The 13600-nt window shown below is 46.6% G+C and carries 15 protein-coding genes; 12 read left to right on the top strand and 3 right to left on the bottom strand.

The window, feature by feature from the left end; all coding sequences use genetic code 11:
* Window positions 1-395: IS1595 family transposase (locus tag B0181_RS08610; protein WP_143821559.1), on the bottom strand; the 395-nt coding region annotated here is incomplete at its 3' end.
* Between the two features lie 499 nt (window positions 396-894).
* On the opposite strand from B0181_RS08610, the gene atpB reads away from it, so the two are divergent.
* The 10 genes from atpB (at window position 895) to B0181_RS08560 (ending at window position 10351) form a co-directional block, all read left to right on the top strand.
* Complete coding sequence (gene atpB, locus B0181_RS08605) at window positions 895-1761, top strand: F0F1 ATP synthase subunit A (RefSeq protein WP_078277102.1); 867 nt, start codon at window positions 895-897, stop codon at window positions 1759-1761.
* A gap of 52 nt (window positions 1762-1813) precedes the next feature.
* Complete coding sequence (gene atpE / locus B0181_RS08600) at window positions 1814-2059, top strand: F0F1 ATP synthase subunit C (RefSeq protein WP_078277101.1); 246 nt, start codon at window positions 1814-1816, stop codon at window positions 2057-2059.
* A 123-nt stretch (window positions 2060-2182) separates the two neighbouring features.
* A complete protein-coding gene (locus B0181_RS08595) occupies window positions 2183-2653 on the top strand; it encodes a F0F1 ATP synthase subunit B (RefSeq protein ID WP_078277100.1) in 471 nt (156 codons plus the stop codon).
* 12 nt (window positions 2654-2665) lie between these two features.
* Window positions 2666-3214 (top strand): F0F1 ATP synthase subunit delta, encoded by a 549-nt coding sequence (locus tag B0181_RS08590; protein ID WP_078277099.1) that lies wholly within the window; start codon window positions 2666-2668, stop codon window positions 3212-3214.
* Window positions 3215-3244: 30 nt separating this feature from the next.
* Complete coding sequence (gene atpA / locus B0181_RS08585; RefSeq protein ID WP_078277098.1) at window positions 3245-4789, top strand: F0F1 ATP synthase subunit alpha; 1545 nt, start codon at window positions 3245-3247, stop codon at window positions 4787-4789.
* A 75-nt stretch (window positions 4790-4864) separates the two neighbouring features.
* Window positions 4865-5737, top strand: coding sequence for a F0F1 ATP synthase subunit gamma (atpG, locus tag B0181_RS08580; protein WP_078277097.1), 873 nt, complete (start codon window positions 4865-4867; stop codon window positions 5735-5737).
* A 113-nt stretch (window positions 5738-5850) separates the two neighbouring features.
* Entirely contained in the window at window positions 5851-7275 is a 1425-nt protein-coding gene (gene atpD / locus B0181_RS08575; RefSeq protein ID WP_078277096.1) for a F0F1 ATP synthase subunit beta, read from the top strand.
* Between the two features lie 79 nt (window positions 7276-7354).
* Complete coding sequence (locus tag B0181_RS08570; RefSeq protein WP_078277095.1) at window positions 7355-7771, top strand: F0F1 ATP synthase subunit epsilon; 417 nt, start codon at window positions 7355-7357, stop codon at window positions 7769-7771.
* 35 nt (window positions 7772-7806) lie between these two features.
* On the top strand, window positions 7807-8532 hold the full coding sequence (locus tag B0181_RS08565; RefSeq protein ID WP_078277094.1) for a response regulator: 726 nt from the start codon (window positions 7807-7809) through the stop codon (window positions 8530-8532).
* Window positions 8533-8650: 118 nt separating this feature from the next.
* A complete protein-coding gene (locus tag B0181_RS08560; RefSeq protein WP_078277093.1) occupies window positions 8651-10351 on the top strand; it encodes an ATP-binding protein in 1701 nt (566 codons plus the stop codon).
* 414 nt (window positions 10352-10765) lie between these two features.
* Here the strand turns inward: B0181_RS08560 and B0181_RS08555 are convergent, their stop codons facing one another.
* Window positions 10766-11386, bottom strand: coding sequence for an L-threonylcarbamoyladenylate synthase (locus tag B0181_RS08555; protein WP_078277105.1), 621 nt, complete (start codon window positions 11384-11386; stop codon window positions 10766-10768).
* Window positions 11387-11411: 25 nt separating this feature from the next.
* Window positions 11412-12191 carry an elongation factor P hydroxylase gene (locus B0181_RS08550; RefSeq protein ID WP_078277092.1) on the bottom strand — a complete coding sequence of 260 codons (780 nt, stop codon included), beginning with the start codon at window positions 12189-12191 and terminating at the stop codon, window positions 11412-11414.
* 252 nt (window positions 12192-12443) lie between these two features.
* On the opposite strand from B0181_RS08550, the gene B0181_RS08545 reads away from it, so the two are divergent.
* Window positions 12444-13013 carry a YceD family protein gene (locus B0181_RS08545; RefSeq protein WP_245953291.1) on the top strand — a complete coding sequence of 190 codons (570 nt, stop codon included), beginning with the start codon at window positions 12444-12446 and terminating at the stop codon, window positions 13011-13013.
* Between the two features lie 299 nt (window positions 13014-13312).
* On the top strand, window positions 13313-13495 hold the full coding sequence (gene rpmF, locus B0181_RS08540) for a 50S ribosomal protein L32 (protein WP_078277091.1): 183 nt from the start codon (window positions 13313-13315) through the stop codon (window positions 13493-13495).
* Window positions 13496-13600 lie beyond the last annotated feature (105 nt).

The following is a 13600-nucleotide window of genomic DNA, read 5'->3' as shown; positions in this document are numbered from 1 at the left end:
TCTGTGTAGACAATGCTATCAGGCTTGATTTTACTTGTGATAATTGGCATTAGTGTATTTGTCTTAGTATCTTTAACAACAACAGTGTAAACTTTATCATTGCGTTTTAATAAACCAAATACAGCAGTCTTGCCAGCTGCACCACGACCACGTTTGCCTTTACGAATACCGCCGAAGTAACTTTCATCAAGCTCTACTTCACCGTCAAAAACAGTGTTGGCTTCAAGAGCTAAGTGATATTCTATCACAAGGCGGATTTTGTGGTAAAAAAGGGCTGCTGAATTAGGGTGAATACCCAGTAAATCAGCTGCACTTCTAGCAGTAACTTCGAGTACAAAAAATTCAAGCAGTCTTTTTTGAACTTTTTTACTTAGTTTACAATGGGTTATCTTCATAAAACTAGTATAACATGGTTGTTATTCTAGTACAGCCCCAATGGTTTTTAAAAGCAACTTTTAGGCATAAATTGGCGTTATTTTGGCGAAAAAGTGCCGCTCAAAGATGTATTTATCGTCAAAATTGTGTGCCAACACAAAAAATTGAAAAAATTCAGCAAGAAAATCACATTTTCTCTTTACATATAGCGCTTACTAAAGTAAGATACTCATTTAGTTACAACTGTAATTTACGGCTTCGCTGGCTTAGCGTTGTCCGTGCTGTGCAATGAGCGCAGTTTTTTATTGTCGGTTTTTTAAATAAGTTATTGATTTGCATACCATTTTTAAACTTATTTAAGAGATTTGATACGCCATTTGGTCAAATATTTTTAAAAGATTTGTCAAATGTAAGTGTAAAACAAATTTTTTAATGCTGATTGTGAGTGGGGTTAGGCTCACACAGCGCATGATTTTATGTGAACATTTTTCTGTTTGAGTTAAATAAGAAGCTTATACTATGGCTGGACAAACCTCCTCAGATTATATTGCTCACCACTTAACCAACTGGACGTTTGGTTATTTGCCAGAAAAAGGCTGGGTGGTAGCGCACACCGCAGAAGAAGCGGCGCAGATGGGCTTTAAAGCCATTCACCTAGACTCTATGCTATGGTCTATCGGACTTGGCGTATTTTTCTGTGCGCTATTTTGGCTGGTGGCTCGTAAAGCCACTTCAGGCGTACCGACCAAGCTGCAAGCCTTTGTTGAGCTGATTGTGGACTTCGTGGACAACAGCGTTCGCGAATCTTATAACGGCCCATCAAAGCTGATTGCGCCTTTGTCATTGACGATTTTTGTGTGGATTTTCCTAATGAACTTGATGGACCTTGTGCCTATCGATTTCATTCCGGGTACTGCGCAATGGATCGGCAGCCTGATGGGTCATGACCCACACCACGTTTACTTTAAAATTGTACCAACCACCGATCCAAACGTTACGCTTGGCATGGCAATGTGTGTATTGCTATTGATTATCGGTTTTGGTCTAAAATACAAAGGCGTGGGCGGTTTTATTGCTGAGTTTACTCTGCACCCATTTAGTGCCAAAAACCCACTGCTACAAGCCATCTTGATTCCTGTAAACCTTGTGCTAGAAGTGGTAACGCTGCTTGCCAAGCCAATCTCACTGGGTCTGCGTCTATTTGGCAACATGTATGCAGGTGAGCTTATCTTTATTCTGATTGCCTTGATGCCATTTTGGATTCAATGGGCGCTGTCTGTGCCTTGGGCAATCTTCCATATTTTGGTTATTACACTTCAGGCGTTCGTGTTTATGATGCTGACGATTGTTTACCTATCGCTCATCTCACAAACATCAGAACATTAATTTGAACCCATTTTTAATTTCAACCCTTGATATAGGTCATTAAGGAGACATCATGGATCCAGTAATCGCTCAATACACTCTACTTGCAGTGGCTCTACTTATCGGTGCAGGCGCACTAGCAACTGGCATTGGCTTTGCTCTACTAGGCGGTAAATTCCTAGAAAGCACCGCTCGTCAGCCAGAACTTGGCTCACAGCTACAAACCAAAATGTTCATCGTTGCAGGTCTTCTTGACGCCGTGCCTATGATCGGCGTTGGTATTGCAATGCTTCTATTGTTCGCTAACCCATTCGCATAAGCTGAAGCTGTCAGTTTAATGCCCATTTTTGATGGCACTAAGCATAGCCAAACGCATAAGCAACTATGATTAGTGCCTAGAAATTGGCTATCACCTGACTTTCACTAATAACGAGGTGGTTAGATGAACATTAATTTTACACTAATCGGTCAGGCGATTTCGTTTGCGATTTTCGTGTGGTTCTGCATGAAATTCGTATGGCCGCCACTGATCGGTGCAATTAACGAGCGCCAACGCAAAATTGAAGATGGTCTAAATGCGGCTGAACAAGCCAAAGCAGACCTAGCTTCTGCAGAAGCGCAAGTTGAGCAAGAATTTGCCGCAGCGAAAGCTGAAGCAGCGTCAATCATTGAACGTGCAAACAAAACTGCCAATCAAATGATTGAAGATGCCAAGGCGCAAGCTCGTTTGGAAGGCGAGCGCATTATTGCACAAGCGCACACCACAGTAGAGCAAGAAGTTGCAACTTCTCGTGAAGAATTGCGCTCTCAAGTTGCTCAACTAGCGGTACTTGGTGCAGAAAAGATTTTGCAAGGCAAAGTCAATGAACAAGAACACGCCAGCATGCTACAACAGTTGGCAGCGAAGCTGTAATTAGAGGATATCATGGCTGAATTATCAACCTTAGCAAGACCATACGCAAAAGCTGCGTTTGATTATGCGAAAGAACAAAATGTGATTAACAACTGGGAGAGCTTTTTGTTGGTTGCAAGCAATGTGGCAAAAGACGCTGATTTTGTTGCACTGCTGAACAATCCAGCCATTTCTGCAAAGCAAAAGACTGCCGTCTTGATTGACATCTATAATGCGCAAACGGCAGAGCCTGCTTCTGAAGGCTTGGTTAATTTTATCACTCAGCTATCAGAACAAGACAGATTGGCTTTATTGCCTGAAATTCTGACTCATTACAGCAAGCTAAAATCTCAAGAGCTAAAACAAGTTGATGCATACGTTACTTCAGCTTACCCACTGACTGACGATCAGCGCGATATGCTGCTTAAAAAGCTGGCTGAATCTACTGGTTCAATCGTGATTTTACACGAAGCAGTGGATTCTGAGCTGCTTGGCGGTGCGACCATCAAAGTGGGTGATAAGTTTACCGATGGCTCAGTGCGTGGCAAGTTAAAACAATTAAAGACACAACTGACTGCATAAGAAAGTTGTCATTTTAAAGGAAACAAGGCAATGCAACAATTGAATCCGGCTGAAATCAGCAATCTGATTAAGCAGCGTATTCAAGACCTTGACGTAGGCGCAACTGCAAAAACTGAAGGCGTAATCGTCAGTGTCTCTGATGGTATTGTACAGATTCATGGTCTTGAAGAGGCCATGTATGGTGAGATGATCGAGTTTGAGGGCAATGTTTATGGCATGGCTCTTAACCTTGAGCAAGACTCAGTGGGCGCGGTTGTACTTGGCGACTACCTAAGCCTACAAGAAGGTCAAAAAGCTTACTGCACAGGTCGTATCCTAGAAGTGCCAGTAGGTCCTGAGTTGCTTGGTCGTGTCGTAGATGCGCTGGGCAACCCAATTGATGGCAAAGGCCCAATCAATGCCAAATTGACTGACAAAGTTGAAAAAATCGCTCCGGGCGTTATCGCACGTCAATCAGTTGATGAGCCTGTAATGACAGGTTATAAAGCAGTTGATACCATGATTCCTATCGGTCGTGGTCAGCGTGAGCTTATCATCGGCGACCGCCAAACTGGTAAAACTGCACTGGCAATTGACGCCATCATCGCGCAAAAAGATTCTGGCATCAAGTGTATCTATGTTGCCGTTGGTCAAAAACGTTCAACCATCGCAAACGTTGTGCGTAAACTTGAAGAAACTGGCGCATTGGCTTACACCACCGTTGTTGTGGCTTCAGCGTCTGAACCAGCAGCACTTCAATACATCGCGCCATACTCTGGCTGTACCATGGGCGAATACTTCCGTGACCGTGGTGAAGATGCGCTGATTGTTTATGATGACTTGTCAAAACAAGCGGTTGCTTATCGTCAAATTTCATTGTTGCTACGCCGTCCACCGGGACGTGAAGCATATCCGGGCGACGTATTCTACTTGCACTCACGTCTGCTAGAGCGTGCTTCTCGTGTAAACGCAGACTATGTAGAAGCGTTCACCAATGGCGAAGTGAAAGGCAAAACTGGTTCATTGACCGCATTGCCAATCATTGAAACCCAAGCAGGCGACGTATCAGCATTCGTACCAACCAACGTAATTTCTATTACTGACGGTCAGATTTTCCTTGAGTCAAACCTATTCAACTCAGGTATCCGTCCAGCGGTAAACGCAGGTATTTCGGTATCTCGTGTGGGTGGTGCAGCGCAAACTAAGATCATCAAAAAATTGTCTGGCGGTATCCGTACAGCTTTGGCACAGTATCGTGAATTGGCGGCATTTGCGCAGTTCGCTTCTGACCTTGATGACGCAACCAAGCAACAGCTTGAGCATGGTGAGCGTGTAACTGAGCTGATGAAGCAAAAACAATATGCACCAATGTCTATCGCTGACCAAGCGGCAGTGATTTATGCGTCAAACGAAGGCTATTTGGCTGACGTTGCCGTTGAAAAAATCGGTGCATTTGAAGAAGCATTGCTACGCTACTTGCGCAACGAGCACGCTGCATTGATGCAAGAAATTGACGAAACTGCCAACTACAATGACGACATTGAAGGTCGCCTAAAAGCTGGCATTGAATCATTCAAAGCATCGCACAGCTACTGATTGATTGCAAACATGGTGTGTTAAGCAATTAACGCACCATCACCCATTTAAAATAAGTCCATTATTGGAATAACTATGGCAAGCTTAAAAGAAATACGTGCAAAAGTAACCAGCATTAAAAGCACTCAGAAAATCACGCGTGCAATGCAAATGGTGGCTGCCAGTAAAATGCGTCGTGCACAAGAGCGCATGGAAATGGGTCGTCCTTATGCCGAGAGTATGCACCGTGTGATTTCGCACTTGGTGCAAGCGCAGTCGGATTATAAGCACCCGTACATGGTAAGCCGCCCTGTTAATCGTGTGGGCTTTATTGTGGTAACATCAGATCGTGGCTTGGCAGGTGGTCTGAACATCAACTTGTTCAAAAACTTGCTCAAATCCGTCAAAGAATACCAAGATCAATCGGTTGAGATTGAATTTGCTGTTATCGGTGCAAAAGGCGTGGGCTTTTTCAAAAACTTCGGCGGAAAGGTGAGTTCGGCACTGACCGATTACGGCGACAGCCCAAGCTATGAGCAGCTTAGCGTGCCTGTGCAAGTCATGCTAGACGATTATAGCGAAGGTCGCTTGGATCGCATTTACTTGGTGTATAACCAATTTGTCAATGCCATGACTCAAAAGCCATCATTGACACAGCTTGTGCCATTGCCAGAAGGCAAGTTGGACGATGAAGCTGACGCAGCGCACAGCTGGGATTACATCTACGAGCCAGACACCAAAACGCTGATTGACAGCCTAATGGTGCGCTACATTGAATCAATCGTTTATCAAGCCGTTCTTGAAAACATTGCTTCAGAGCAGTCGGCGCGTATGGTGGCGATGAAAGCGGCAACCGATAACGCTGGCAACTTAATTAAAGATTTGCAATTGGTGTACAATAAACTGCGTCAGGCAGCGATTACTCGAGAAATTTCAGAAATCGTTGGTGGTGCGGCAGCTGTTTCGTAAGTCAAGGATTGACATTCAAGCAGCCACGTTGGCAAACTAAAGCAAATCAAGCAAATTTGGTATCATTCGTTTTAACGAAATAGCCATAACGAATTTAAAATCAGGAGAACGCAATGAGCGGTCGTATTGTGCAGATTATTGGCGCGGTAATTGACGTTGAGTTTAGCCGTGGTCAAGTGCCGCAAATTTTTGATGCCCTAAGCGTCGATGGCACAGAAACAACACTTGAAGTTCAGCAGCAGCTGGGCGATGGCGTGGTGCGTACCATTGCCATGGGTTCAACCGAAGGTCTAAAGCGTGGCTTGTCAGTATCTAATACTGGTGCGCCGATTTCTGTGCCAGTAGGTCAAGCAACCCTAGGTCGTATCATGGACGTTTTGGGTCGCCCAATTGACGAAGCTGGCCCAGTAAATTCAGCGGAAAAATGGTCTATCCACCGTGAAGCGCCAAGCTATGACGAGCAATCAAACTCAACCGAACTGCTAGAAACAGGCATTAAAGTAATTGACTTGCTATGCCCATTCGCAAAAGGTGGTAAAGTTGGTCTGTTCGGTGGTGCGGGTGTTGGTAAAACCGTTAACATGATGGAGTTGATTAACAACATCGCATTGAAACACTCTGGCCTGTCAGTATTTGCTGGCGTGGGCGAGCGTACTCGTGAAGGCAACGACTTCTACCACGAAATGCAAGAAGCAGGCGTTGTGAACACTGAAGACTTCACCAAGTCTAAAGTTGCGATGGTGTACGGTCAGATGAACGAGCCACCGGGAAACCGTTTGCGCGTTGCTTTGACTGGTCTTACCATGGCAGAATACTTCCGTGACGAAAAAGACGAAGCCACTGGTAAAGGCCGCGACGTTCTGTTGTTCGTGGACAACATCTACCGTTATACTCTAGCAGGTACTGAAGTGTCAGCACTTCTAGGTCGTATGCCATCTGCGGTAGGTTATCAGCCAACATTGGCAGAAGAAATGGGCTTGCTACAAGAGCGTATTACTTCTACCCAATCAGGCTCTATTACTTCGGTGCAAGCAGTTTACGTTCCTGCGGACGACTTGACTGACCCATCACCTGCGACTACCTTTGCGCACTTGGACGCAACTGTCGTATTGAGCCGTGACATCGCTTCTCAGGGTATCTATCCTGCGGTTGACCCACTGGATTCTACCTCTCGTCAGCTAGACCCACAAGTTATTGGCGAAGAGCATTACACCGTTGCGCGTGGCGTGCAAGAAGTGCTTCAACGCTACAAAGAGCTAAAAGACATCATCGCCATCTTGGGTATGGACGAGCTGTCTGAAGAAGATAAGATGGTGGTTTACCGCGCTCGTAAGATTCAGCGTTTCTTGTCTCAACCTTTCCACGTTGCGGAAGTGTTTACAGGTGCGCCGGGTAAATACGTTGCATTGCGTGATACCATCGCAGGCTTTAAGTCAATCATTGAAGGCGAGTACGATCACTTGCCAGAGCAAGCCTTCTACATGGTAGGCGGCATTGACGAAGCCATCGCAAAAGCAGAAAAACTAAAAGCAGCCTAAGCGAGCGTAACATCAGGCATTGTGGCTTGACCGCTTTGCCTGATTCACTCAACTGATTGAAAACGATTGGGAGAAATCAATGGCGACTTTTAAGTGTCGTGTCGTGAGCGCGCGTGAAGAGCTGTACGCTGGCGACATCAGTTTGCTGATTGCGAATGGTCATGATGGTGAAGTGGGTATTTTGGCGGGTCATACGCCGCTAATCACACTACTAAAGCCGGGTGCGCTACGCATTAAAAACGCTGAGGGTGCCGAAGAAGTCATTTATGTGTCTGGCGGTGTACTAGAAGTGCAGCCAAACGTGGTTACGGTTTTGGCGGATTCTGCTGAACGTGCGCACGATTTGGACGAAGCGAAAATCGCTGAAGCACGCCGAGCAGCCGAGCAAATGCTGGCAAACCAAAGCAGCACCGTACAAACCAACGCCGCTTTAGCAGCTTTGGCAGAATCGGTGGCACAGTTGCAAACGATTCAAAAATACAAAAACCGTGCCTAACGGTAAGTTGATCCATGTTACATCAAGGTGAGATCATGACCACAGCAGTAACGCCTGAAAAAGAAGATATGCCTAAAATCCTTATCGTAGAAGACGATGAGCGATTGGCGGCATTAACCCAAGATTACCTGCGCCGTAATGGATTGGACGTAGCCATTGAAAATGATGGCACGCGTGCGATTCGCCGTATCGTCAGCGAGCAGCCTGATTTGGTGGTGCTGGACGTGATGTTGCCGGGTAGTGATGGCTTGACCGTGTGTCGTGAAGTGCGCCCAAATTATCAAAATCCGATTTTGATGTTGACTGCGCGCACCGATGACATGGATCAAGTGTTGGGTCTGGAAATGGGTGCTGACGACTACGTTACCAAGCCTGCACAGCCGCGCGTATTGCTTGCGCGTATCCGTGCATTGCTTCGTCGTTCTGAAAGCGCACCTGCAGAAGATTCGCCACAGCGTTTGGAGTTTGGTGATTTGGTGATTGACAACGGCGGTCGTTCGGTAACGTTGAACGATGAGTTGGTTGATTTTACCAGTGCTGAGTACGATTTGTTGTGGCTGCTGGCTTCAAATTCTGGCAGAATCCTTTCTCGTGAAGACATTTTTGAGCGTTTGCGCGGCATTGAATATGACGGTCAAGACCGCTCTATTGACGTGCGCATTTCACGCATTCGTCCAAAAATTGGCGATGATCCAGAAAACCCAAAACGCATTAAGACCGTGCGCAGTAAAGGTTACTTATTTGTAAAAGAAGGTAACTGATTTATTTCGTCGCATTCACAAGTTATCATCTTGTGCTACAATAAAGTCAGCTTTGCTGGCTTTTTTGTTTGTGGGCTGGCGATGATTATTATCCATTTACTCATCAATCACGAAATCCATGGCTAAAATTTCTCTGACTGAGCGCAGTATCTTTTTTCGCATTTACGCTGGGCTTTTGCTGGTGTGTGTGTCGGTGGCTTTTTTTGCGTATCTTTTGGTGGACACCATCAACCAAGAGCGCATTCAGTCGTACCGAGAGACTGTGTCGTCTGGGGTGTTTTATTTGGTCAGTCAGGGCATTGCCCACCAAACCACCGAGTCAGCACGCAGCTATTGGCTTAATGATGCAAGCAGTCTATTTGGTGAGAAATTTTCTGTCGTGCCGATGGATTCGGTGGCATTAAAAGGGCGAGAAGTGCGCCGCCTAAACGCTGAGCAGGCGGTGGTGCGTTATAATCCGCATACCAAAGAATCCACAATTTATCAGCGCATTACTGGCGAAGACAACCTTTTGACCGTTACCATCGATCAGGTGAGCGAGCGCCAAGTGCGTGCGATGACGATTTTTTTGCTGGACGATTTGTCTTATTATCCAACGATGGACGCCAAAAGACAGCGCCTTGAATTTTTAAGCAAAAAATTTTCGCACCCCATTCGCATTCGTCCGATTCAAAGTCTAGATTTAGACCCTGACCAAATCGCAAGACTGCGCCGAGATGAGCCTGTGCTGCTGTTTCAAGATGGCGACAGCGTAAAAAATTCTACCATTTCTGTGGTGGTGGCGTCCGAGCTGGATTCGGCAGCGATTGTCATTGGGCCTGTGGGTTTGTTTAATTGGTTTCCGCTGAATCTTTTAATCAGCGTGGTTTTAATCAGTATGCTGCTGATTAGCCTTGGTGTGTATGGCTTGATTTTCCCACTGGAGCGGCGTTTGCAGCTGTTGCAAGCGGGCGTGGATCGTGTGGCAAAAGGAGACTTGAACACCAAAGTGCAAGTGGTGGGGCATGACGATGTGGCGAAATTGTCGTCTACTTTTAATGCCATGACTGCGCATATCAAGCGCTTGATTGAGTCGCAACGTGAGCTGACGCGTGCGGTGTCGCATGAGCTGCGTACGCCTGTGGCAAGGATTCGTTTTGCGGTGGATATGCTGGCGGACGAAGACGATTACGATTCAAGACAAGTGCAGAAAAATTTCATTGATGAAGACATTGAGTCGCTTAATGAGCTAATTGATGAGATTTTGACGTACGCCAAATTGGAAGAAGGTTCGCCACGCCTTGATTGGGAGATGGTGGGTTTGGCGGATTTGGTGCGCCAAATTGAGCGTGAAACCAATGCGATGGGCAAGGACATTCGTGTGCAAGTCAATGTGCCAAATGCCAAAGCGGTGGCGATGGCGGATCGTAAATATCTACACCGAGTGGTGCAAAATTTGGCAGGCAATGCCATGCGCTATGCCGACAGCACGATTTTAATCAGTGCAGGCATTAAAAAGGGCGTGGCGTTTGTCAGCGTGGAAGATGACGGACACGGCATTCCAGAAGCCGACCGTGAAAAGGTGTTCATTCCTTTTGCGCGCTTGGACGACAGCCGCACGAGAGCGTCTGGCGGCTATGGCTTGGGCTTGTCCATCGTCAGCCGCATTGCGTTTTGGTTTAATGCGACCATGAAAGTGGACGAAAGCCCAACTTTGCACGGCGCACGTTTTATCATGGAATGGCCTGTCAAGCAGGTGGGCGTGGTTGTGGCGGCAGATGAGCTGACCCAAGCAAAAAGCGATCAAGTCATCATGGGTAAAACCAAAGATGGCGAATGATGGCTTGTTTTTAAAGCAAAAATCCGCTTTTAGGCGGATTTTTTGTGGGGTTTGTGGAATGCGAAATGGTGGTTTGAGAGTTGGGTTTGTAAGTTGGGTTGAGCAAAGCAAAAACTCAACAAATTCATAAAGCCGTCTTAAAACACGTTGGGTTACGCTTTTACCAACACAGCTTACGGACATGGTTTTTTCCGTTCGCCCTGAGCTTGTCGAAGGGTCGAACTTGCAAAGGATTTGTAAAAAACCACCATGGTTTGACAAGTTCGCCACGAACGGTTTTTGAGCAAATTTATAGGCTGGGTTGAACGGAGTGTAAACCCAACGTTTGAAATAAAGTTTATTGCTTGAAATGTTGGGTTGCGCTAACCCAATCCACAGATTACCCAACTCAAATCACGGATCACCTAACCCAGATCACCTAACCAACGCACTGACATCTGCCACGCCTTGACGAATCAAAGTGGCAGGCACGCTGGTTAAATCCACGACACTGGTGCTGTGCGTACTCATCACACCCGTGTGGATAAACACACCCACCTGACTGCCAAGCCGCTCTTCAATGTCGTAAGGATCGTCCAGCGGCAATTCATCGCCAGCCAGCACAAGAGAGCTTGTCAAAAGTGGCGCATTCAAGCCATCAAGCAGCGCACGCACGATCGGCGTATCGCACACACGCACACCGATGGTTTTTTTCTTGGGGTGAGCAAGTTTTTTGGGCGTGTCTTTGGTGGCGTTTAAAATAAAGGTAATCGCAGCTGGCGTGTGCGCTTTGAGTTCACGATATTGCGCATTATCCACCGCTGCAAACGTGGCGATTTCGCTCAAATCACGGCACAGCAGGGTGAATTGATGCTTATCATCAAGCGCGCGCAGGCGTTTTAATTGCTCAAGCGCATTTTTGGCGTCAATCGCCAAGCCAAAAGCATAGCTCAAGTCGTTCGGATAAACAATCAGCTCGTCATTTTGCAGTGCGCGCACCGCTTGGTCAATCAGGCGCGGCTGCGGATTTTCTGGGTGAGTGTATAAAATATTCATCGTGTTTGCGTTAAATTTTGTTAAGTCATGCGTCATTGTAAAGCGTTGGCTGGCAAAGCGCAAGCAATACCCACAAAAGGCGTTTGGCGTCTCGTGGCAGACTTTCTGGCGCATACAAAAATTCGCTTGCTTTGGCAAAAACATCAGCGGCAAAGGTACTGTTTGTGGTGTCAAAATCGGCGTTTAGATTGTCCTGAGATACATAAAAAAACCGCCCGCACGCCAAGCTCAGCAAACATTCTATCGCTTGTGGCTTGATTTCCACTTGCTCAAACAGCCGCTGCGTGGCTTCGTTTCGTCCGTCAGCTTCATACCAGTAGCCAAAATCGTTTTGCTCACGTCTTGCTTTGCCTGCCACGCACCAATGGCTGATTTCGTGCAGGGCGCTTTGAAAAAATCCGTGCGCAAACTCAATGCGTGCAGGCGCATTTTCGCTGGCGGCAAAGTATTCTGGCTCGCCAGCACCACGCACCAGCACGGTGGCAACAGGCGTGGCGACGGTGTTGTCAAACAGCGCATTAAAAAGTGTGATGAGCCAGTCGGTCAGCGATTTTTCGTCTGGCGTTTCGCCTTGGGATAATTTCACCCACAGCGTTTGCCAAGCGTGCTGCAGCTGCAGCTTTTGACGTTGCCAATCAGGCATGACGGCTGCGAGTAAGCGGTGCATATCGTCAGTGATGGCAGTATGGTGATAAAAACGTTGCCATAAATCGTGTGCGCTTTGCTGGCAAGAATTGTCATTTGCCGATGGCGTGCTGGGTGCGATGGCACTGCTTGTTGGTGCAAGTACAGAAAAATCAGTCATAGAATAAAAATCGTGGGTTTTGTTTATTATAGCAAATTTGTTAGGCGGATTTGGGGAAAATTACTGCGGTGAAATATTGATAATTTGGTGAGAATTGAGCGGTTATTGAGCGGCTGTTGGGCGGCTATTGAGAGATTGGGCGCAATTTATTTGGCAGTAAAACTTAAAATAAGGCTGAAATTTTTGTCAATTTATGAAATAATGTGGGCAAAAGCCGCGCGTTTGCGGCATTTAACCAATTTGGAACTACGCATGACAACGACCAACAAGCCACAAGACAGCATGACAGCCAGCAAAAATCAGCCAGCCAGCAATCAGCCAGCCAACATCGTTTTGGAAAAATGGGCGGATATTGGCTTTGATTGGGCGGGCAAGGTGTCTGTTGATGAATTGCCACGACTTGCCGCACAAGTCAGCCGTGATGGTGTGCTTGATGTGAGCGTGTCGCTTGCCAAGAAAAACGGCATTTTGTGGCTGAATTTTGCGGTCGCTGGCGTGCTAAAATTGCCATGCCAACGCTGCCTTGAGCCGATGGCGGTGGACGTGTCTGGTGAATACCAACTTGCGATTTTGGCGGACGAAAAAGACAGTGCGCTTGTAGACGGTGCAGAATTTGTGCTGGTGGACGAGCTTAATCCGCATGATGGACGCAAAATGCTGCCGCTGCTCGATTTGCTTGAAGATGAGCTGCTGCTTGCTTTGCCGCTTGCGCCGCGCCATGATGACTGCGAAATGCTGACCGACAGCGTGGGCGACGCACCAGAAGAGCAGCCTGAAAATCCTTTTGCGGCATTGGCAGCGTTAAAAGGTCGGCTGAATTGATGATTTTGCCAACTGCACAACTTGGCAGGCTGGTTTTTTGAACACACGATGATAAAAATTTGCACGCTGGTTACAAAAAATCACCAAAAATACGTAAAAAATCTATTCTAGGGCTTTAAAATTGGAAAATTTTTCGGTATAATACAGCGTTTATTGCGCTTAATGCTCTAGCAGGCGGATTCGGGATTGCCCAACTCCCAAAAAAGATGCAAAAAATCGCCCGTTATCAGGTGCGCAGCCGTTTTCTAACCGTTTTGTAAATTGGCAGCTTGGCTGTCTTTTGGAATTTAGGAGCTATCATGGCAGTTCAACAAAACCGCAAAAGCCGCTCACGTCGTGATATGCGTCGTTCACACGACCGTATTTCTGTGGCTACCTTGAGCATTGACTCAACCACTGGCGAAAAACACATTCGCCACCACGCGACCAAAGACGGTTTCTACCGTGGTCGTCAGCTATTCAAGGTAAGCCAAGAAGACTAACCTTGTCGCTCGTCTGACTCTACTGAGTTTGTGTGGATACGCATAAGATGGCGAGTGTATAGAAATAAAAACCAAACCGCATTCTTTGGGGTTTGGTTTTTTGCT

The organism is Moraxella caviae, assembly GCF_002014985.1.
GTDB lineage: Bacteria > Pseudomonadota > Gammaproteobacteria > Pseudomonadales > Moraxellaceae > Moraxella > Moraxella caviae.
The sequence above is the reverse complement of the archived record's forward strand: the minus strand, read 5'-3'. Positions and strand labels throughout refer to the sequence as shown.

Bases quoted from the DNA above. Each gene is read 5' to 3' on its own strand.
- B0181_RS08550 (WP_078277092.1), bottom strand. From the start codon at position 12,191: ATGACTGATTTTTCTGTACTTGCACCAACAAGCAGTGCCATCGCACCC.
- B0181_RS08545 (WP_245953291.1), top strand. From the start codon at position 12,444: ATGACAACGACCAACAAGCCACAAGACAGCATGACAGCCAGCAAAAAT.
- rpmF (WP_078277091.1), top strand. From the start codon at position 13,313: ATGGCAGTTCAACAAAACCGCAAAAGCCGCTCACGTCGTGATATGCGT.
- B0181_RS08595 (WP_078277100.1), top strand. From the start codon at position 2,183: ATGAACATTAATTTTACACTAATCGGTCAGGCGATTTCGTTTGCGATT.
- atpB (WP_078277102.1), top strand. From the start codon at position 895: ATGGCTGGACAAACCTCCTCAGATTATATTGCTCACCACTTAACCAAC.
- atpD (WP_078277096.1), top strand. From the start codon at position 5,851: ATGAGCGGTCGTATTGTGCAGATTATTGGCGCGGTAATTGACGTTGAG.
- B0181_RS08590 (WP_078277099.1), top strand. From the start codon at position 2,666: ATGGCTGAATTATCAACCTTAGCAAGACCATACGCAAAAGCTGCGTTT.
- B0181_RS08570 (WP_078277095.1), top strand. From the start codon at position 7,355: ATGGCGACTTTTAAGTGTCGTGTCGTGAGCGCGCGTGAAGAGCTGTAC.
- B0181_RS08560 (WP_078277093.1), top strand. From the start codon at position 8,651: ATGGCTAAAATTTCTCTGACTGAGCGCAGTATCTTTTTTCGCATTTAC.
- atpE (WP_078277101.1), top strand. From the start codon at position 1,814: ATGGATCCAGTAATCGCTCAATACACTCTACTTGCAGTGGCTCTACTT.
- B0181_RS08565 (WP_078277094.1), top strand. From the start codon at position 7,807: ATGACCACAGCAGTAACGCCTGAAAAAGAAGATATGCCTAAAATCCTT.
- B0181_RS08555 (WP_078277105.1), bottom strand. From the start codon at position 11,386: ATGAATATTTTATACACTCACCCAGAAAATCCGCAGCCGCGCCTGATT.
- atpA (WP_078277098.1), top strand. From the start codon at position 3,245: ATGCAACAATTGAATCCGGCTGAAATCAGCAATCTGATTAAGCAGCGT.
- atpG (WP_078277097.1), top strand. From the start codon at position 4,865: ATGGCAAGCTTAAAAGAAATACGTGCAAAAGTAACCAGCATTAAAAGC.